Consider the following 19,554-nt stretch of genomic DNA (forward strand, 5'->3'; position numbering starts at 1 on the left):
CCGGCCACCGACAACCGGGTGTGGGCCGGGTCACGGTTGAGGTTGACCTCGGGGCAGGGTGGAGGCTCCTCGTATCGGCGCCGCGCCGACTGGGCAACACGATGCGAAGGAGCCGACCAGCATGTCCACCACTGTGTCCGACCGGGGGCCGGAGCGCCCTGAACTCCAGCGGGTGATCGGGGAGTTGGTCGAGTCCGGTTTCGTCGGGGTCCGGCTCCGGGTGAACGACGAACGGGGCGAATGGGTCGGCGGCGCCGGTGTGCGCGCGTTGGACCGCAGCGCCGGGCCGACGGTCGACGGGCACTTCCGCATCGGCAGCACCACCAAGAACCTGGTCGCGGCCGTGGTGCTCCTGCTGGTCGCCGAGGGCAGGCTCGGCCTGGACGACCCGGCCGGCGGCCACCTGCCCGGGTTCGGCCTCGACGGGCGGATCACGGTGCGGATGCTGCTGCAGCACACCAGCGGGATCTTCAACCACACCGGCGAGCTCTACGAGGACGGGACGATCGTCCTGGGCGTCCCCTGGCAGGGCAGGGAGTGGGTGGAGGGCCGCTTCCGGACCTACCTGCCCGAGGATCTGGTGCGGCTGTCGCTGTCCCGGCCGCCGCGGTTCGCGCCGGGCGCGGGCTGGAGCTACGCCAACACCAACTACGTGCTGGCCCGGCTGGTGATCGAGCAGGTCACCGGCCGCCCGTTCGCGGCGGAGCTGCAGCGGCTGGTGCTGGGGCCGCTGGGGCTGACCGGCACCGTCGCGCCGGGCGTCTCGCCCGAGGTCCCCGAGCCGCACAACCGCAGCTACTACCGCTACCCGGACGGCGGGCGGGAGCGGATCGTCGACGTCACCCGGCAGAACCCGTCCTGGGTCGGGGCCGGCGGCGATCTGATCTCGACCACGCGCGACCTGCACACCTACTTCTCCGCACTGCTGGGCGGCCGGCTGCTGCCCGCCGAGCTGCTGGCCGAGATGCGCGCGCCGGAGGCGACGGCCGGCTACGGCCTGGGGGTGTTCGCCCAGCAGACGGACGCCGGGACCGTCTACCACCACAACGGCGCCACCATGGGCTCGGCGGCGCTGATGTACGGCACGGCCGACGGCGCCAGGACCCTGACCGCCGGGCTGACCTGGGTGGACGACGCCGACCTCACGATCGCCCCCGCGTTCCTGACCGCCCAACAGCGGCTGGTCGACGCGGTGTTCTGCGGCACACTGGCCCGATGAGCAACGGAGTGACGATCGGTCGGGCGGCGGCCTTCGTCGGTGTCACGGTGAAGACGGTGCGGCACTACCACCGGCTCGGCCTGGTCGCGGAGCCGGAGCGCGACAGCTCCGGCTACCGCCGGTACGGGTCCGCGGAGTTGCTGCAGCTGGTGCAGGTCCGGACGCTGGCCGCCGCGGGCGTGCCGCTCGCCGGGATCGGGGCCGTGCTCGACGCCGAGGCCGCGCAGTTCGGCGCGGCACTCGCCGATGTCGGGCGGCAACTCACCGAACGCATCGACGAGTTGGTCGCCCGCCGCGACACCCTGCAGCGGCTCGCCGACGGCGACCGGGCGCTGCTGCCCGACCGCGCCTGCGCGGTCCTGGACCGGATGCGCGACCTCGGCCTCGACCCCGGCTACGTGGCCGCGCAGCGCGAGGCCCTGGTGCTGGCCCGGGCGCTGGTCCCGGCCGGCTTCGACGGCTTCCTGGGTCAGCTCGAACGGGGGCTGCACGACCGGGAGTTCGTCGAGCTGACCAGGCGCGCCTGGGAGGCCGAGAGCTGGCAGCCGGACGATCCGAGAATCGAGGAGCTCGCGGCCGCCCTGGCCGACCGCTACCTCGCCGACCCTGCGCTGCTCGGGGATCACGCCAGCCTGCGGGCCTGGGCGAACGCCCCGGCCCAGTACCGGCTGATCAACAACCACCGCGAGGACCGGGCGCCGGTCGCGGCCCGACTGACCGCACTCACCGAGGCCAGGCTCCGCGCGGCGGGCGTCCCCCTGCCGCAGCGCTGAGGCGAGCCCTCACCCCCGGCCCGGCGCCGAGCGGCACAGCAACTCGGCGATCCGGTCGGTGACTTCGACCAGCCAGTCCGGATCGCCGTGCTCCCGCCCCCAGTGCGCGGCGTGCACCGCGCGGGCCTGCGCCCACCGGCGGACCCGCTCGTGGTCGAGTTCGGCGGCCTCCGCCCAGATCGCGAGCCGGCGCAGCACCGCACGGTGCGGGTCGTCCGCGGCGAGCAGTTCCTCGAACCGGCTGCGGATCAGGGCGATGGCGTCGAACGCGGGGTCGCCGACCTGGCCCTTGGGGTCGACGGCCAGCCAGGGTTCGCGCTCGGCCCGCAGGATGTTGGCGAAGTGCAGGTCGCCGTGGACGAGGGTGTCGGGCTGGTCGGGCCCGAGCTCGCGAACGGTGGCGATCGCGGCATCCACCACCCGGCGCGGCAGCGGCCGGGGCAGCCGGTCGGCGTCCTCGCGGAGCCGCTCCGCCCACTGCCCGGCCCGGTCGCTCAGCCTCGGCAGGCCCGGCGGCGCGGCCACCGCGAGCCTCCGGGCGAGGCGGCCGGCGACGGCGACGGCCTCGTCCACGCCCACCTCCGGATGATCGGCGAGCGTGCGCCGGTCGGCCCGCTCCAGCAGCATGGCGAACCGCGGGTCGTCGCGCCGGTGCAGCCGCACCGCCCCGCGACCGCCCCAGACGTCGAGGGCATCCGGCTCGTGCACGTTGCCGGGGTGCGGGAACGAGACCTTCAGCACGGCCGACGTACCGTCAACCACCGTCACTGGCACCACAATTCCGACCTGCCCGTGCCCCACCTCCCCGTCCGGCCGACACTCCCACCGCTCCCCCAGCTCCCCGACCAACCCGGGCAGCCCGGCCAGCCACTCCCGCCCGGCCTCGCCCTCCCGCGCCACGACGATCCGCGCGAACTCCTCCGGTATCCCGATCACGCCTGCACCCTACGGGCTGCCCGTCGCCGACCGCGCCAAGTGCCGCTCCCCGTCGGCCTCCTGCGGGTTCGGTCAGCGCAGGCCGCGACCGCCGTCGCCCCGCCGGCGGCGGGGGCCCAGCCGCGGCGGCCCTCCTGCAGCAGCACTCCGACCGCGCCGAGCGGCACCGCCACCCCGAGTCCGGCCACCACGCCTTCGACCGCCGCGCCTGTCGTCATTCCGCCACGATGGCGTCCCGACCCGACCGCCTGCACCTCATTTTCGCGCCTCCGATGTCCGACCGGTCGGAGCACTCGCCGCGCCGGTGCGCGGCCCGCACCGCCAGTGCCGAGCGGTACGACAGCAGGGCGAGCACCGAGTCCGCCGAGAGGACGGACGCGGCGCTGCGCCAGGAGCCCACCGACAGCGCCGAGAACGCGGAGCCGACGCTGCCGAGCGACAGCGCCGACCCCACCGAACCGATCGACAGCACGGAGTACGCGGATCCGATCGACAGGAACGATCCCACCGACCCGACCGAGAACCCCGCCTCCAGCGCCCTGCGCCAGCCGTCCCGACAGTTCGTCACCGTGCCTCCTCCGGGCCACCCACGACATCCGACAGTCCGTCAGTCATACCTGATGACGGGCCGGCGACCGTGGATCCGCCGCCGTCGCCGCCCGACCTGCCCGCCTGGACGGGTCACCGGCCGCCCGATGGGCGGAACGTCGCAGGTCGGCGGGATCGGCAAGGGCGCGACGAATCCGGGTGCGGGGCCACCGACCCGGCTCCGACAATGGCCGCCATGACTTCGAGCGGACTGATCGAACTCGGCGACGGCGCCGTCTGGGCCGAGGACAGCGGGGGCGACGGCCCGCCCCTGGTGCTGCTGCACCCCGGGGTGGGCGACTCGCGGATCTGGGACGGCCTGTGGCCCGAACTCGCCGCGCGGAACCGGCTGGTCCGGTTCGACGTGCGCGGCTACGGGCGCTCGCCGGAGCCCGTCGCCGGGTACTCGAACCTCGCCGATCTGCACGCGGTGCTGGACCGCTTCGGGCTCGACCGGGTCCATCTGGTCGGCTGCAGCATGGGCGGCGGAACGTCGCTCGGCTTCGCCCTCCGGCACCCGGAGCGGGTGGCGTCGCTGACGCTGCTCTGCCCCGGCGTGGGAGGCTACCCGTGGCCGGACGAACCGGAGTCGGACGCCGAGTACGACCGGCTGGTGGCCGCCGGCGACCTGGCGGGGCTGACCGCCTTCGGCCTGCGCGAGTGGGCGGCGGCCGGTGCGGACCCGCAGGCCACGGCCCAACTGCGTTCCGCCGCCCGGGCCTGGCCCGGCGAGGACGTCCACCAGCGGCCCGACCCGCCGGTATTCGACCGGCTCGGCGAACTGTCCGGCCTGCCCGCGGTGGTGCTGATCGGCGACCTCGACCGTCGCCCGGCGATCGGCTGCGCCGAGCGGACCGCCGAGCGGCTCGGTTGCGAACTGGTGCGGCTGCCGGGCGTCGACCACCTGCCGCCGCTGCGGGCGCCGGACGCGGTCCTGGAGGCGATCCGGAAGGTGACCGTGCGCGGACGCCGCTGACCCGGGCCGACCGGCCGTACCGCCGACCGGCCGAAAGACCCGGGCGGCCCGGATGAACCCCCACCGGCCCCGCCCGACCCTCGTGACACGGCCCGTCCGCCGGGCCGTAGGGTCGTCTCCGGCCCTGATCGGGGAGATTTCCCCAGGTCGGGAGATTGCTCCGCACTTTTCCGTTATCCGCCGGCCGCCGGTGGATCTCCGATGGGTGTGAGGGCACGACGCGAGAACACGAGGACGGTCAGGGCTGTGGACAGTGGGCAGGTGGCGACGCTGGTCGGTCGGGCCCAGCACGGCGACCGGCAGGCGGTGGCGGAGCTGGTGGGCGGCCACCTGCCGCTGGTGTACAACGTGGTGGGCCGGGCGCTGTCGGGGCATCCGGACACCGACGACGTGGTGCAGGAGACCATGCTGCGGGCGGTCGACGGGCTGTCGGGGCTGCGGGATCCGGCCGGGTTCCGCAGTTGGCTGGTGGCCATCGCGCTGAACCAGGTGCGCCGCCGGTTCCGGGACGAGGGCGTCGAGGGCGCGGCGCGCCAGGCGCCGGACCCGGTGGCGGTCGCGGACCCGGCGGCGGACTTCGTCGGGCTGACGATCGTCCGGCTGGGGCTGTCGGAGCAGCGGCGGGAGGTCGCGGAGGCGACCCGTTGGCTGGACGAGGGCGACCGGGACCTGTTGGCGCTGTGGTGGCTGGAGGCGGCGGGCGAGCTGTCCCGGGCGGAGCTGGCGGCGGCGCTGGAGGTGTCGCCGCAGCACGCGGCGGTGCGGGTGCAGCGGATGAAGGGTCAGCTGGAGGCGGCCCGGGTGGCGGTGCGGGCGCTGGCCGCGGTGCCGGTGTGCACGTGGTTGGCGGAGTTGACGGCGGGTTGGGACGGCGTGCCGAGTGCGCTGTGGCGCAAGCGGATCGGCCGTCATGTACGCGAGTGCGCGGGGTGCGGCGAGCACCGGCGCGGGCTGGTGCCGGCCGAGGGGCTGCTGGCGGGTCTGGCGATGGTGCCGGTGCCGGACGGTCTCGCCGCGCTGCCGCTGGAGCCCGCGGGTTCGGCGCAGGGCGCGGTCCCGCACCGGCGCGGCCCGGCGGACGGCGGGCCGCGCGGCGGCTCGCACCGGGCGGGGTCCCGGCACGGCCGGCGGGCGGCGGCGCGTCGCGGCCCGCGTCGGGTGCTGGTGGGCGGCGGGGTGGTGGTGACGGTCGCGGTGGGGCTGCTGGTGGCGGTCGGCCTGCCGGAGTCGTCCTCGACGACGGACGGGCCGGAGGCGGCGCGGCAGCCGGCGGCGGCCGGTCCCGAGCAGGTGGAGGCGCTGGCCGTCCCGGCGGGCGGCACCGCGCCGTCCCCGTCCGCCGCCCCGTCCTCGTCCGCCTCCCCGAGCGCGAAGCCGTCGGCGTCGGCTTCGCCGTCGGCGTCCGTGTCCGGCAAGGAGCCGTCCGCGACGGCCTCCCCGCGGTCCACCTCGACGCCGGCCGCGAAGCGGACGACGGATCTCGGGCAGCAGGTGCTGGATCTGGTCAACTCCCAGCGCGCGCAGGCGGGTTGTAAAGCGGTCAAGTCGAACGGGCAGCTGGCGGCGGCGGCCCAGGAGCAGTCGGACGACATGGCGGAGCGCGCGTTCTTCGACCACACCAACCCGGACGGCGAGGGCCCGGAGCAGCGGATCGACGCCGCCGGGTACCAGTGGAGCGGCTGGGGCGAGAACATCGCGCGCGGCCAGAAGGACGCCGCCGCGGTGATGGCCGGCTGGATGAACAGCCCGGGCCACCGGGCGAATATCCTGAACTGCGCGTTCACCGAGCTGGGCGTGGGGGTGCACCAGGGCGCGGGTGGGCCCTGGTGGACGCAGGATTTCGGCACTCCGGGCTGACGGGGCCCCGCGGCCACGGAGGCTGCTGCCGATGCGGGTGGTGCGCGGGCGTCGTCGACGCTGCGGGGTCGCCGCTGCCGTCGCCGCCGCGCACGGAGGGTTGCCGCTGCGGGTGCGGCCGTCGCCGTTGACGGCCGCCCGCCCGCCGGGCGGGTCGGTGCGGGTCAGTCGGTGACGGCGCGGCTGCCCTCGCGGGGGCGCGGGACGGCCTCGGCGCCGTCCGCGGCCGCGGGCGGCCTGGTCTCGTTCATGACCGTCTCGCGCAGGTCGGCGAGGGCGTCGTCGACCGAGTCGTGGACGTCGAAGATCCGCTGGATGCCGAAGAGTTGGAGGATCTTGCGGGTGTGGGTCTCGGGGCCGGGGAGGACCAGCCGGAGCCGGCCGCCGCGGGAGGACAGCATGCGGCGGGTGGCGACCAGGACGGCGAATCCGGTGGAGTCGCAGAAGTCGACCCGGCTGATGTCCACCACCATGCGCAGACAGCCTTCGGTGACCAGTCGCTGCAGGCGCTCGCGGAGTGCCGAGACCCCGCTGATGTCCACCTCGCCGGCGACCTGGACGACCGTCCAGCCGTATCGCTCCCCATAGCTCACGCTCAGTGCCACTCCGGTGCCTTTCTCGTGGTTTCGCTGGGGGTATGCGGCCTCTGCCCGATTCCAGCGGCCCGAACCCTGTTCCTGGTGACGATTTCGCGGTCAGAGGGAGTAATTTCCGCGAAATGTCATGCCCGGGCTCCGTTCGACGGTCGAATTCCATGCTCCACCCGACGATCTGCACAGGATTTCCTCCGCTTGGCGGTACCGGAGATCGTCGCCCGCCGTCCGGGCCGGGACGCGCCGGGCGGGGGCCGGTGACAGGCTGGGTAGGGAGTGCCCGGCGAAGGGAGACCGCCATGATCACCACCGATTTCGTGCCCGGTTCACCGTGCTGGCTGGACCTCGGCGCGCCGGACGTGTCCGCCGCCGGGGACTTCTACAGTGCGGTGCTGGGTTGGGAGTTCGCGCCGATGGAGGGCTCCGACGGCGCGTTCGGGCTGGCCACCTCGGGCGGTCGCACGGCCGCCGGGATCGGGCTGCTCACCGAGCGGGGCGCCCGCTCGGCGTGGATGATCTACTTCTTCACCCCGGACGTCCACGAGACCGCCGCCTCCGTCCTGCGGGCGGGCGGCACGGTGCGGGTGGAGCCGCAGGACGCGGACGGCTGGGCGTCGGTGGCGCAGTTCACCGACCCGCAGGGCGGCCAGTTCGCGGCCTGGACGCCGGGCCGGGCGCGCGGCCTGGAGGCGACCGACGACCCGGGCGCGCTGTGCTGGACGGAGCTGTACACCACGGACGCGTCGGCGGCGCTGGCGTTCTACGAAACGGTGTTCGGCTGGCAGCGCGAGGACATGAAGATGCCGGGCGGCGGGGGCGAGACCTACACCATCGTCACCCCGGCCGGGCAGCCCGCCGAGCGGATGCACGGCGGTGTCCTGCAGGTGCCGCCCGAGCAGCTGTCGCTGTCCCGGGGCCTGCCGTCCTGGCACCCGGTGTTCACGGTCTCCGACTGCGACGCGGCCGCCGCGACCGTGCGCACCAAGGGCGGCGAGGTGCTGATGGGCCCGTCGGACGCACCCGGCATCGGACGGATGGCGGTGTGCGCGGACGGCGCGGGCGCGGACTTCGTGCTGATGACCCCGGCGGAGGCTCCCGCCGCCTGACTGATCGTCAGTTCTGCTCGTCCTGACCGCCCTTGAGGATCTCGCGCGCCTCGCGGAAGCGAACTCCGGTGCTCTCGGGGGCGATCAGCGGGGCGGGGTAGTCGGCCGGGCGGTGCCGGGCCCGCCAGGGGCGGTGGATCTCCCGGCCGGGCAGCGCGGCCAGTTCGGGCACCCAGCGGCGGACGTACGCGCCGTCCGGATCGTAACGGTCGGCCTGGGCAAGCGGGTTGAGGACCCGGTTGGGGCGGGTGTCGGTGCCGGTGCCGGCCACCCACTGCCAGTTCAGCTGGTTGTTCGCCAGGTCGCCGTCGACCAGGTGGTCGAGGAAGTGCCGGGCGCCGAGCCGCCAGTCCAGGTACAGGGACTTGGCCAGGAAACTCGCCGTGAGCAGCCGGGCCCGGTTGTGCATCCAGCCGGTCTCGGCGAGCTGCCGCATCCCGGCGTCGACGATCGGGAACCCGGTGCGGCCCTGCTGCCAGGCGGCGAACTCGGCCTCGTCGGTGCGCCAACTGTCGTGCCGGGTACGGTAGTCGGCATGTGCGGCGGCCGGGCGGGCGGCCAGCACCTGGTGGTGGAAGTCGCGCCACACCAGCTGCCGGACGAACGCCTCCGCGCCGGGCCCGCCGCGCCGTTCGGCGAGGTGGACCAGCTCGTTCGCGGACAGGCAGCCGAAGTGCAGGTACGGCGACAGGTGCGAGGTGCCGTCGGCGGCCAGGTCGTCGTGCAGCTGCGCGTACTGCGCGACGCGCCAGTGCTGCCAGGCCAGGCGGGCGGCGCTCTCGCCGGCCGCGGGCAGGCTGCCGGCGGTGGGCTTCACGCTGCCGACGTCGGTTCCCTGCAACCCCGTTGGGGTGTTGAGCGGCCCCGGGACGGGCAACGGGGCGCGGCGGCCGACCTGCTGCCAGGCCCGCTGGTACGGGGTGAACACCGCGTAGTGGTCGCGACCCGCGGGTGTCACCGCGCCGGGCGGCACGGCCGTCAACGAGCCCTCGTGCACCCGCAGGCGGTCGCCGAGCGCGCGGCGCAGCCGCTGTTCGCGCCGCCGGGCGTAGCCGCTGACCCCGGCGGCGACGTGCACGGCCACCGCGCCGAGTTCGGCGGCCAGTCGGGCGGTCTGCTCGGCGGTGTCGCCCTCGCGCACCAGCAGCCGGCCGCCGATGCGGCGCAGCGAGGCGTCCAGGTCGGTGAGGCAACCGGCCAGGAACGCACGGCGGTTGGGGGCGTCGAAGCCGGCGGCGGCGATCGCCGGGTCGGTGACGAACAGCGGCACCACCTGGTCGGCCGCGGCGCGGGCGGCGTGCAGGGCGGGGTTGTCGTGCAGGCGCAGGTCCTGGGTGAACAGGACGACGGCGAGGGTCATCTCGGTGCGCGGCTTCCGTGGTCGGCCCGGCGGGCGTGGAACGAGCGGTCTCCCGGAGTGACCGGGCGGGCCGCCGGGGACGGCCGTCCCCCTCTGCTCATCGGCGCGAACGCCGCCGCGGATGAGCGCCGGACGCCGACTGCCCGCACACGGCATGCCGCGCGCGGGAACATCTCGGCGGGCCGCCTCGTTCCTCCGAGGTCCCGTCGCCTCGCTGCCCTGGGAGCGCCATGCCCGAAGCCACGCCCGCCATGTCCGCCGCGCCCGCCGCGCACTCCCGCCTCACGCCGCTCCGCGTGCAGGCCGAACGCCTGGTCGAGCTGGGGGTGCACGAGATCGTCGGCCTGTCCGCCGCCGAACTCCGCGCCTTCGCCGCGGCCGCCGAGACCACCGCGCCCGCCGACGGCGCCCTGCTCGCCGTCCATCCGGACCGCGCTCCCGCCTCCGTGCTCGCGCCACTGCTGCGCCGCGAGGGCAGGCCGGGCTTCGTCGTCGTCGACATGCTCGATGTCGACGCCTTCGCCCCGCTGGACACCGTCGAGCTGCCCGACGCCCCGCTGTACCTCGTCACCGGCCTCGACCGCGGCGACCGGATGGCCAACTGGAGCCCCGACGAGGCACTGCCGGCCCTCGCGGCCGAGGACCGCACCCCGCTGCTGCTCACCGAGGGCATCCACTGGGTGCTGCAGCAACCCGAAGTCCTGGCACGCGGCAACTGCTTCATGACCATCGGCTCCCGGCTGCGCCGGCCGAACGGCGCGCTCGACGCCCGCACCCCGGCGATCTGGATCAGCAACGGCACCGGGCGGGACGGCCGCGAGCGCCGCAACGCCCCGAAGGTCGGCTGGTGCTGGGCGGGCAACCGGCACACCTGGCTGGGCTTCGCGTCCGCGACGGGCCGCAACCCGTAGCCGCCACCCGCAGCGGCGACCCGCAGTCGCCACCCGTACCCGCGACCCGCAGCGGCGACCCGCAGTCGCCACCCGCAACCGCGACCTGTAGCCGCGACGCACCGGCGAGGTGCGGCCGGAAGGTACGGTCGGGGTTCGACCGATGCGGGCCTCGCGGGCCCGCGCACCCTCGATGCGGCAGGAGCGACAGCGTGCACCAGCTCACGTACGGCGACATCAAGGCGGCCGGCGACCGGATCGCCGGCCGGGTCCGGCCCGTCGCGGTGGCCCCGCTCGACGTCGCCGGCGGGGAGGTCTGGGCGGCGCTCGAACTCCTGCAGCACACCGGCTCGTTCAAGGCCCGGGGTGCGCAGAACTTCGTCCGGGCGCACCGGGAGGCCGGCACGCTCCCCGACGCGGGTGTCACCATCGCGTCCGGCGGCAACGCGGGCCTGGCGTGCGCCTGGGCGGCGCAGGAGCAGGGCGTCCGGGCCACTGTGTTCCTGCCCGCGAACGCCCCGGCGGTGAAGGTGGCCCGGCTGCGCGGCTACGGGGCCGACGTGCGGCTGGCGGGCCGGGAGTACGCGGAGGCGCTGGCGGCCTGCGAGGAGTTCGCGGCGTCCTCCGGAGCGCTCGCCTCGCACGCCTACGACCACCCGCTGGTCGCAGCCGGCGCGGGCACCCTGCTGGACGAGATCCGCCGTCAACTCCCGTCCCTGGACACGGTGGTGGTGTCGGTCGGCGGCGGCGGCCTGTTCGCGGGCGTGGCCACCGCGGCCCGCGAGCACGGGGTGCGCACCGTCGCCGTCGAGCCGGAGGGTTCGCAGGCCCTGCACGCCGCGGTGGCGGCGGGCCGGCCGGTGGACGTCCCCGTCGACTCGGTCGCCGCCGACGCCCTCGGCGCCCGGCGGGCCTCCGCGGCCGCCCTGTGGGCCACCCGCCAGGACGGCGTGCGCACCGCCCTGGTCGCCGACTCCGAGATCGTCCGCGCCCGCCGACTCCTGTGGGACGGCCACCGCTTGGCGGTCGAGCACGCCGCCTCGACGGCGCTCGCCGCACTCACCGGCGGCGCGTACCGGCCCGCCGAGGGCGAGCGGGTGTGCGTGGTGCTGTGCGGGGCCAACACCGACCCGGGCACGCTCGCCTGACACTGCGTCAGCTCTCGATTTCCGACTGTCGGACGGCGGCACTACGGTGCCGCCCATGACCTCACACCACACCCCGGCCGCGAGCGACTGGGACCGTCAACTCGCCGACGCCTTCGCGGTGATGCTCGGCCGGCCCCTGCACGAGTACGGCCCGGACGCGGTGTACGCCGCAGGCGTCGGCGGCAACCTGATCCACGAGGTCGAGTTCGACCGGGACGCCGCGTGGGTGCGGCCGCAGGCGCTGAGCGGCGCCGAACCGGTGCGCTGGGACTGCTCGTTGTTCGACGACAGCGAGCGCACCCCGGTGTTCGACGCCGCCGGTTCGATCTTCGCGATACCGGCCGACCGCGATTCGCCGGCCCTGCCGGAGCCGTTCGCCTCCGCCGTCGCCGCCGTCTGCTTCGCCGAGGGCCTGGTCCGGGGCGCCGATCTCGCGCCGCTGGTGGTCGAGCACGGCGTCGACCTGGCCGACCACCCGGGCAGTTGGGTGGTCTTCTTCGCCCGGCTGCGCTCCGACGGCACCCTGCTGGACGCGTTCCGCGCCGCGCTCGACACCGGCCGCTCCCCCGAGGACCTGGTGCCGTTCGAAGCCGCCCCCGCCGACGACTGGGAGGAGGACCTCGCCGCCGTCGAGCACCCCGGACTGCGCGCCCACCTCGCCTACTTCCTCACCGACGGCGAGGAGGGCCTGATGCCGATGGTCGAGGACGCCCCGGCCTGGGGCCTCGACGACTTCGGCTGCGAACCGGTCATCGGCTGGGAGGACGGCTTCGGCCAGCTCGACCTCGCCGTCGTCCGCCTGAGCCCCCTGGCTGCCGGCCCCCGCCCCTGACACCCGCACCCGCCGCCCCGCCCGCGGCACTCAACCGGCCCGGCTGTCGGCGGAGTTCGTCCCCCTTGTGCGCATCCCGCAACGGCCCCCTCCCCCTTACGTCCGAGGACCCTGTGATGACTGCTGAGCCCGTCTCCCGGCAGCCGCTCGACGACGAGCGGATCGACCGGCGCCTGGCCCGCATCCGCGAACTGTTCGCCCGATGGGCCGCCCTGCGGCCGGGCGACGGCGAGGTGTGGCGGACCGGCTTCTCCGCGTTGCCGGAGGCCGAGGTGGTGGCGGCGGAGACCCGGCTGGGGCTGCGGCTGCCGGAGAACTACCGCCGGTACCTGCTGGAGTTCGGCGAGCCCGCCCACCTGCTGATGTCGTACGCCGGACGGCTCGTCGCCGAGCAGAAGGGCCCGCGGCCCGCCGAGCCCTTCCCCCTCGACCGCCCCTGGGCCGGCCTGTCGGCACAGATCACCGACTGGGAGGAGACCGAGGGGACCGACTTCTTCGAGGACGGACCGGGCGAGTTCTACAGCCAGTTCGACGATCCGGAGGACGCCTTCTACGACCTCCCGGCGGGCGCCCGGTACACGGACGGCACCCTGCTCCTGGGCGCGACCCGCAGCCACTTCCTGGCCCGGCTGGTGCTCAACGGCCCCTGGGCGGGCACGGTGTGGTTCGACAGCTTCGGCAACGACGGCGAGCTGATCCACCTGGCCGACGAGACCGAGGACTTCTACCGGGACTACACCCTCGGATCGTTCGTCGACGCCCAGGAGTGGCTGCCGCTCGCCGAGCTGCCGTGGTTCCCCGCACCGGAGGCCGGCCCGGCCGACCCGGCCCCGGGGGACTTCCTCGACCTGACGATCGCCGTGCTGTGCCGCCGCGTACGGCGGGCCGCGGCCGAACGGGCCTGCGACCGGCTCGACCCCACGGACCTGCAGGACGCCCAGCAGCGGCTGCGCAGCCCCCGGGCGCACGGATTCCCGGCCGGACACACCTACGGAAGCCTGGCGCCCTGGTTCTCCGGTCGGGTGCGGGACGAACTGCTGCGGGCCACCCCGGACTTGGCGGCCGCCGGGCGCCTCCTCGAACCGGCCCTGGCCCTGCCGGACCCGGGCGGCCGGCCCGCGGCGCTGATCCTGGCCGGGCGCTGGGCCGAACTGGCCGCCCACGAGACCGACACCGTCCCGGACGACCGGCGCAGCGCCGTCAACCTGGCCCTGGCCGCCGAACTGCTCGACGCGGAGCCCGGGCCCCTGCCCGTCCCCACCGCGCCGGACGCCCGGCGCCCGGACAGCGAGCGATGGGCCGTCCTGAACACCCTCGCCCGCCTCGACGCCGGGCGGCGGCAGTGCTGCCTGGACCGGATGCCCGCCCCGGACGCCGCCGCGCTGCGCCCCCTGCTGGAGATCGCCGCGCTCCCCGCGGACGCGGAGGCCCTCGACGGGCTGCTCGCCGGGGAGCTGTCCGGCCCCGAACGCGTCGCGGCCACCGTCGCCCTGGTGCGGGCCCTGCACAGCGCGGCCGCCGCCGGACTCCCGGATCCAGCGCTGGTGGACCGGCTGTGCGCCCTGGCCGTCGCGGTCGACCGGGTCGGTGAGGTCTTCGACCTGCTGGCGGCCGTGTCGGCGGGCCGCTGGACCGACTGGCGCGCCGCGGGCGCAGCCGGGCAGCGTCGACTCGACGCCCACCGCGCCCCCGCCCGGTAGCCGTCCGGTCGGTCACGGGGCGGGGTGGTCCGTGGGCGGAGTCAGCGGCACCCGGCCGACGGCGCGGCCGTGGTCGTCGAGGAGCCAGCCCATCCGCTTCGGGGTGTGCAGCACGATCGTGCGGTCCTTGATGTCCAACGCCGGGAAGGAGGCGGCGAGTTGCGCCTCGAACTGGTCGATGTCGGAGAGGCTGTGCAGCAGCACCTGGACGAGGAGGTTGTGCGGGCCGGTGACCGAGGCGCACAGCCGGACCTGGCTCAGCCGGGTCAGGCCCTGCCCGGCCTGTGCGAGGAGGCGGTGCGGGGACGCCATCCGGTACACGGCCGTCGTCCGCAGACCGGCGAGGGGGTGGGCGAAGTCGCAGCGCAGCCTCAGGTCGCCGTCCCGGAGCATCCGCTGCACCCCGCGGCGGGCCACGTGCTCGCTCAGCCCGGTCGCGGCGGCGAGCGCCGCGTAGCCGAGCCGGCCGTCGCCGCTCAGCGCCGTCAGGATCGCCTCGTCCGGCGCCGCGCCGCGGGTGCCGGTGCGGACGGCGTACGGCGTCCGGCTGGGCACGCCGGGGGCGCCGAGTCCGGCGCGGCCGGCCGGTTCCATGGCCCGGATGCGCCAGTCGCCGCCCTCGCCGAACAGGGTGACGCCCATCTGCATCCGCATCGCCCGCACGCCCGACAGGCCGCCGACGGCGCGGTGCACGGCCCGGCCGAGATCGGCCGGGCGGAAGGCGCCCACGGACAGCAGGAGATCGAACTCGCCCGACGTCTCGTCGACGCTGAACACCCAGGGCAGCGCGCACGCCTGCTCGCTCACGGCCTGGTGGGCACCCGGTTCGCTGCTCACCTCGACGAAGCCCACGGCGCCGTTCCTGGCCGAGTCGTAGGCGGTCACCCAGGCGAGCCCACCGGCCGTCAGCCGCTCCCAGCGGCGGGCGGCCGTCGTCGCGTCGATGCCCAGGGCCCGCCCGACGGCCGACCACGGAGCTCGCGGCGCCGACTGCAGGGCGTCGACGAGCGCGAGGTCCTGCTCGGTGAACTGCACGTCGGCCCCGATGCCGTGGGCCGGAGCGCCGGAATCCTGCATGATCGACTCTTCCCCGTAGTTTTCCTGCAATTCGGCGGGCTGTGCTCCCGCGAGCCGGATCTTAGGTGCACTTCCCGGCCGAAATCCTGCTGCGGCCACTGGTGACAGGAGTTCCATGTCCGCTCCCGCTGTGCCGCCCCCGCACTCGGATCCCGCTGCCGTCGCCCCGGCCGGCCGGTCCGCCGCGGCCGAACGCGCCGTCAGGACCACGGTCGTCCTGCTCTTCACCGCCTGGCTGATCGACTACGCGGACCGACTGGTCATCAACTTCGTCCTGCCCTCGGTCGGCGAGGAGTTCCACCTGACGCACGGGCAGCAGGGCCTGATCGTCTCGGCGTTCTTCCTCGCCTACGCCCTGGCGCAGATCCCGGGCGGCGTCCTCACCGACCGCTTCGGCGCCCGCCGGGTCATCACCTGGGCGCTGCTCGCCTGGTCCCTGTTCACCGCGCTGACCGGCTTCGCCTGGTCGTTCGCCGCCCTGCTGGCCGTGCGCTTCCTGTTCGGCGCGGCCGAGGGCGTCTTCCCGCCGGCCTCGATGAAGGTGCTGGTCGAACGGACCACGTCCGAGCAGCGCATGGGCGCCAACGGTCTGATCATGAGCTCCAACGCCGTCGCCGCCATCGCCGCTCCGCTCGCCGTCGCCCCGCTCGCCGCCGTCTTCGGCTGGCGCTCGGCGTTCTTCTCGGCCGCCGCGCTCGGCGTGTTCGTCGTCCTGGCGATCCGGGCCTGGCTGCCGGCTCCCCTGCACCGCGGCGGACCCGGCGCGGCGCAGGAGCGGCACGGCATGCGGCAGGTCCTGCGGATCGGCGTGCTCTGGCGTTTCGCGGCGATGCTGTTCGGCCTCAACGTCGTCCTGGGCGGACTCCTCACCTGGGCCCCGTCGTACCTCAGGACCGAGCTCGGCGTCCCGCTCACCACGGTCGGCGTGCTCATGATCGCGCCGGCCGTCGCAAGCGCCGCCGCGACGATCATCGGGGGGCGGCTCTCCGACCGGCTGGGCGGTCACCACCGCAAGCTGATCGTGCCGAGCATGGCCGTCGCCGCGCTCGCGCTGCCCGCGATGGCCTTCTCCTCCTCGCCCGTCGGTTTCGTGGTCTTCGCCACGGTCGTCGTCATCGCCGCCTCCCTGGCCTACATGCCGATCCTCGCGGCGCCGCTGAGCGGCCTGCCGCCCGCCTACGTCGGCGTGGGAAGCGCCGTGATCGTCTTCGGCGGGCAGGTGGCCGGCATGGTCGTCCCGCCCGTCATGGGCGTGATCACCGACGCCTTCTCGTTCGAGGTCGCGTTCGCCTCCCTCGTCGTCGGCGCGCTCGTCGCCGCGCTGATGGCCGTCCTCACCCCGCAGGACTCCGCCTCCTTCCGCGCCGCGTTCGACGCGTCCGCCCGCATCCGCCCGACCACCGACTCGGAGCAGTCATGACCACCGACTCCGCCACCACCGCCGCCACCGACCTGTTCACCGGCGTCGCCGACCGCGTCCCCGCGCTGCGGGCCCTGTACGAGGACCTGCACGCCCATCCCGAACTGTCCTTCCAGGAGATCCGCACCGCGGGCATCGTCGCCGAGCGGCTGCGCGAACAGGGCTGGCAGGTGACCGAGCACGTCGGCGGCACCGGCGTGGTCGGCGTCCTCGCCAACGGCGAGGGCCCGGTGGTCCTGCTGCGCGCCGACATGGACGCCCTTCCCGTCGAGGAGAAGACCGGCCTGCCGTACGCTTCGACCGCCAGGGGCGTCGACGGCGACGGCAACGAGGTCCCGGTCATGCACGCCTGCGGCCACGACATGCACGTCACCTGCCTGCTCGGCGCCACCGCACAGCTCGCGGCCCGCCCGGAGCACTGGAGCGGCACCGTCGTCGCGGTCTTCCAGCCCGCCGAGGAGGTCGGCGGCGGAGCGGCCGCCATGATCGAGGACGGCTTCCTCGACCGCTTCCCCCGGGCCGACGTGTGCCTCGCCCAGCACGTCCTGCCGGCCCCCGTCGGCATGGTCGCCACCCGCCCGGGACCGATCATGTCCGCCTCCGACAGCTTCCGGGTCCTCCTCCACGGGCGGGGCGGCCACGGCGCCGCCCCGCAGCTGACCGTGGACCCGGTCGTCATGGCCGCCGCGATCGTCGTGCGCCTTCAGACGGTCGTCTCACGCGAGGTCGCGGGCACCGAGACCGCGGTGGTGACCGTCGGCGCGATCCACGCCGGCACGAAGGAGAACATCATCCCCGACACCGCGGAACTGCTGATCAACGTCCGCAGCACCACTCCCGCAGTGCGCGACCGGGTCGTCGCGGCGGTCGAGCGCATCATCCGCGCCGAGGCAGCGGCGTCCAACGCCCCGCGGGACCCGGAGATCACCGCGCTGCCCTCCTTCCCCGTGACCCTCAACGACCCGCACGCCACCGCCACCGTGGTCACCGCCCTCGGCGGCGCCCTGGGCCGGGACAGGGTGGTCGTCCTCCCCCAGCCCATCACCGGCAGCGAGGACTTCGGCGCCTTCGGCACCGCTCTCGGCGTCCCCTCCGTGCTGTGGCACTTCGGCGGCACCGACCACGCCCTCTTCCAGGGCATCAGCCCGGAGGACCTGGTGGCCAACGGCCTGCCCGACTCCGTCCCCACCAACCACTCGCCGTACTACGCACCGCTCCCCGACCCCACCATCCAGGTCGGCGTCACAGCTCTGCTGGCCGCCGCCGCGCACTGGCTCCCCCGCCCGACCGGGAGCTGACCGCTCCCCGGCGGGGCACGGGCGCGTCCTACCAGAGGGTGGACGGTCCCGCGAGGACCCAGCCGGGAGGATCCCGGAGGCCGAGCAACTCGTCGAGCACCCGCCGGTCCGGCACGTGCTCAAGTCGCTCCGTAGCGACGGACTTCCACCTCGACGTCGGCCTTGGCGGGCGGCTCCGGCCAGGTCCTCACCCCTGGGACCGCAGAGGCGCCGAGTGACGCTCGCGGCCGGTTCGGACGGCGACGGGCGCCGGGTGGCGGTCGCGGAAGGTGAACGCGTCCGGGCCGGTGCCCAGGTCGCGGATCCGGGCGATCCGGCCCATCGCCTCGGGCAGGCTCGGGCGGTGGCCGGCCGACACCCACCACAGGGCCTGGTGCGGGCCGTCCGGGCGCTCGAACCACTCCCGACGGCGGCTCAGCGCCCGCAGGTGGTCGCTGCGGTACGCGTACTCCCAGAGCGCCTCGACCGACTCCCACACCGAACAGTTGATCTGGAACCGCGCGTCGGCCACCTCGGGGAAGGCGGCCACCGCCGCCGCGTCCGGATCGTCCACCATCCGCCAGACGAAACCGGGGCTGCGCTCGGCGAGCGCGTTCATCTCGCCGAGCTGGCCGACGAATTCGGCGACCCGCGGGTCGCCGGGCGGGGCGACGAGGCGGCCGACGTTGATCTGGGCGAGGTGAAAACCGGTCATGGGCCAAGCATGGCCCGGCCGGTGTTCTAACGTCAATGATTTTTGTTTTTAGAGAGCGCCACGCAGCACCCGCCCGCGCACGCGTCCATCGCGGGCGACCACTCCTCCCCCGCCAGGCCGTCCAGCAGCGCCAGGTTCATCCCGCACACCAGCCCGGGGAACTCCTCCGCCAGCGCGTGGAACGGGCAGTTCCGCAGGCGCAGCACCTCGCCGTCCCAGAACGGCGCGTACCCGCGCGCCCGCAGCACCTCCTCCAGGTCCGCCCCCGAACCGGCGCCCTCCGGGTCCGCCGCGCCCGCGGCCTTCGCGGCCGCCTGCAACTCCCGGTCCAGCCCGGCCCGCTCCACCGTCTCGGCGAGCAGCCGGCCCGCCGTGTCGTACGAGCGCGGCGGGACGGACACCGCGAACTCCCCCTCCGCCCGCCGGTACAGCTTCGCCGGCCGCCCCGCACCCGGCCCGGTCCGACCGGACAGTCGCCGGTAGGAGACCGCCAGCAGCCCAGCCTCCACCAACTTGTCCAGGTGGAACGCCGCCAGCGACCGGGAGACCCCGACCGCCTCCGCCGCCGCGTCCCGCCCCACCTCCTCCGGCGCCCCGGCCACCAGCCGGTACAGCCGCCGGCGCACCGGGTCCGCAAGCGCGCCCAGCACCGTGTACGAGTCGTCCTCAGCAGTCATCCGCCGAGTCTATGACCAACGGTCGTACCCGAAAGAGCCCGGTGGCGCGAACCCGCTGCCCGCACGGCGACGTTGCGCCATGCTCCGGGATTCCCCGCCACCACTATCTACACCTCTGTAGAGTGATCTCCACCGATCGGACTCGAAGGAGGCCGCAGTGCTCCCTCCGCAGCTGCAGACCGACCCCGCCTGGTCCCCGCCGGAACCCGAAGTCCGCCCCGCCTACCAGCCCGTCGAGGTCCGCCTCGACGACACCGCCGTCGGCACCTGGACGCTCGGCCGCATCAACGCCTGGTGGCAGGCCCCCGACGGCACCCCCTGGTGCCGCCTGCGCCTCATCGGAGTGGAGCCGGTGTGGTGCCCCTACGACCCGGACCGCATCCTGCTGCTGCCCAGCATCGGGACCTGAC

19 protein-coding genes are annotated in these 19,554 nt (G+C 75.0%); 12 read left to right on the top strand and 7 right to left on the bottom strand.

The window, feature by feature from the left end:
* Positions 1-121: 121 nt before the first annotated feature.
* Positions 122-1,219 carry a serine hydrolase domain-containing protein gene (locus IEZ12_RS10145; protein WP_189271701.1) on the top strand — a complete coding sequence of 366 codons (1,098 nt, stop codon included), beginning with the start codon at positions 122-124 and terminating at the stop codon, positions 1,217-1,219.
* Positions 1,216-1,992 carry a MerR family transcriptional regulator gene (locus tag IEZ12_RS10150; protein WP_189271702.1) on the top strand — a complete coding sequence of 259 codons (777 nt, stop codon included), beginning with the start codon at positions 1,216-1,218 and terminating at the stop codon, positions 1,990-1,992. Before IEZ12_RS10145 ends, IEZ12_RS10150 begins: the two co-directional genes overlap by 4 nt.
* A gap of 9 nt (positions 1,993-2,001) precedes the next feature.
* Here IEZ12_RS10150 and IEZ12_RS10155 read toward each other — a convergent pair whose 3' ends face one another.
* Complete coding sequence (locus tag IEZ12_RS10155; RefSeq protein ID WP_189271703.1) at positions 2,002-2,928, bottom strand: aminoglycoside phosphotransferase family protein; 927 nt, start codon at positions 2,926-2,928, stop codon at positions 2,002-2,004.
* A 214-nt stretch (positions 2,929-3,142) separates the two neighbouring features.
* Entirely contained in the window at positions 3,143-3,496 is a 354-nt protein-coding gene (locus IEZ12_RS10160; RefSeq protein WP_229847394.1) for a hypothetical protein, read from the bottom strand.
* Between the two features lie 216 nt (positions 3,497-3,712).
* On the opposite strand from IEZ12_RS10160, the gene IEZ12_RS10165 reads away from it, so the two are divergent.
* Together IEZ12_RS10165 and IEZ12_RS10170 are read left to right on the top strand one after the other, a co-directional pair.
* Entirely contained in the window at positions 3,713-4,492 is a 780-nt protein-coding gene (locus IEZ12_RS10165; RefSeq protein ID WP_229847395.1) for an alpha/beta fold hydrolase, read from the top strand.
* A gap of 246 nt (positions 4,493-4,738) precedes the next feature.
* The gene (locus IEZ12_RS10170; RefSeq protein WP_229847396.1) at positions 4,739-6,349 is read left to right on the top strand and encodes a sigma-70 family RNA polymerase sigma factor; all 1,611 of its coding nucleotides are present in this window, start codon (positions 4,739-4,741) and stop codon (positions 6,347-6,349) included.
* A 164-nt stretch (positions 6,350-6,513) separates the two neighbouring features.
* On the opposite strand, the gene IEZ12_RS10175 is transcribed toward IEZ12_RS10170, so the two are convergent.
* Positions 6,514-6,942: an STAS domain-containing protein gene (locus IEZ12_RS10175; RefSeq protein WP_052509036.1), complete on the bottom strand. Its 429-nt coding sequence runs from the start codon at positions 6,940-6,942 to the stop codon at positions 6,514-6,516.
* A 299-nt stretch (positions 6,943-7,241) separates the two neighbouring features.
* Between IEZ12_RS10175 and IEZ12_RS10180 the strand changes: the two genes are divergently transcribed.
* Positions 7,242-8,048 (top strand): VOC family protein, encoded by an 807-nt coding sequence (locus tag IEZ12_RS10180; RefSeq protein ID WP_189271706.1) that lies wholly within the window; start codon positions 7,242-7,244, stop codon positions 8,046-8,048.
* Positions 8,049-8,055: 7 nt separating this feature from the next.
* Here IEZ12_RS10180 and IEZ12_RS10185 read toward each other — a convergent pair whose 3' ends face one another.
* Positions 8,056-9,408 carry a cryptochrome/photolyase family protein gene (locus tag IEZ12_RS10185; RefSeq protein ID WP_189271707.1) on the bottom strand — a complete coding sequence of 451 codons (1,353 nt, stop codon included), beginning with the start codon at positions 9,406-9,408 and terminating at the stop codon, positions 8,056-8,058.
* 230 nt (positions 9,409-9,638) lie between these two features.
* Here IEZ12_RS10185 and IEZ12_RS10190 point away from each other — a divergent pair, with 230 nt between their 5' ends.
* From IEZ12_RS10190 to IEZ12_RS10205, 4 genes are all read left to right on the top strand, one after another.
* Complete coding sequence (locus IEZ12_RS10190) at positions 9,639-10,319, top strand: DUF5701 family protein (protein ID WP_189271708.1); 681 nt, start codon at positions 9,639-9,641, stop codon at positions 10,317-10,319.
* A 191-nt stretch (positions 10,320-10,510) separates the two neighbouring features.
* Positions 10,511-11,446, top strand: a complete 936-nt coding sequence (locus IEZ12_RS10195; RefSeq protein ID WP_189271709.1) for a serine/threonine dehydratase — start codon at positions 10,511-10,513, stop codon at positions 11,444-11,446.
* Positions 11,447-11,501: 55 nt separating this feature from the next.
* Positions 11,502-12,278 (top strand): hypothetical protein, encoded by a 777-nt coding sequence (locus tag IEZ12_RS10200; protein WP_189271710.1) that lies wholly within the window; start codon positions 11,502-11,504, stop codon positions 12,276-12,278.
* 116 nt (positions 12,279-12,394) lie between these two features.
* Positions 12,395-13,978, top strand: a complete 1,584-nt coding sequence (locus IEZ12_RS10205; RefSeq protein ID WP_189271711.1) for an SMI1/KNR4 family protein — start codon at positions 12,395-12,397, stop codon at positions 13,976-13,978.
* Between the two features lie 12 nt (positions 13,979-13,990).
* Here IEZ12_RS10205 and IEZ12_RS10210 read toward each other — a convergent pair whose 3' ends face one another.
* Complete coding sequence (locus IEZ12_RS10210) at positions 13,991-15,055, bottom strand: Lrp/AsnC family transcriptional regulator (protein ID WP_189271712.1); 1,065 nt, start codon at positions 15,053-15,055, stop codon at positions 13,991-13,993.
* A 115-nt stretch (positions 15,056-15,170) separates the two neighbouring features.
* On the opposite strand from IEZ12_RS10210, the gene IEZ12_RS10215 reads away from it, so the two are divergent.
* Together IEZ12_RS10215 and IEZ12_RS10220 are read left to right on the top strand one after the other, a co-directional pair.
* The gene (locus IEZ12_RS10215; protein ID WP_189271713.1) at positions 15,171-16,475 is read left to right on the top strand and encodes an MFS transporter; all 1,305 of its coding nucleotides are present in this window, start codon (positions 15,171-15,173) and stop codon (positions 16,473-16,475) included.
* Positions 16,472-17,773 (top strand): amidohydrolase, encoded by a 1,302-nt coding sequence (locus IEZ12_RS10220; protein ID WP_189271714.1) that lies wholly within the window; start codon positions 16,472-16,474, stop codon positions 17,771-17,773. Before IEZ12_RS10215 ends, IEZ12_RS10220 begins: the two co-directional genes overlap by 4 nt.
* A gap of 187 nt (positions 17,774-17,960) precedes the next feature.
* On the opposite strand, the gene IEZ12_RS10225 is transcribed toward IEZ12_RS10220, so the two are convergent.
* Together IEZ12_RS10225 and IEZ12_RS10230 are read right to left on the bottom strand one after the other, a co-directional pair.
* Positions 17,961-18,467, bottom strand: coding sequence for a DUF3291 domain-containing protein (locus tag IEZ12_RS10225; RefSeq protein ID WP_189271715.1), 507 nt, complete (start codon positions 18,465-18,467; stop codon positions 17,961-17,963).
* Positions 18,468-18,499: 32 nt separating this feature from the next.
* Positions 18,500-19,144 (bottom strand): helix-turn-helix transcriptional regulator, encoded by a 645-nt coding sequence (locus IEZ12_RS10230; protein ID WP_189271716.1) that lies wholly within the window; start codon positions 19,142-19,144, stop codon positions 18,500-18,502.
* A 157-nt stretch (positions 19,145-19,301) separates the two neighbouring features.
* Between IEZ12_RS10230 and IEZ12_RS10235 the strand changes: the two genes are divergently transcribed.
* Positions 19,302-19,553, top strand: a complete 252-nt coding sequence (locus IEZ12_RS10235) for a hypothetical protein (RefSeq protein WP_229847397.1) — start codon at positions 19,302-19,304, stop codon at positions 19,551-19,553.
* Position 19,554 lies beyond the last annotated feature (1 nt).

This window comes from Kitasatospora griseola, assembly GCF_014648555.1.
GTDB lineage: Bacteria > Actinomycetota > Actinomycetes > Streptomycetales > Streptomycetaceae > Kitasatospora > Kitasatospora griseola.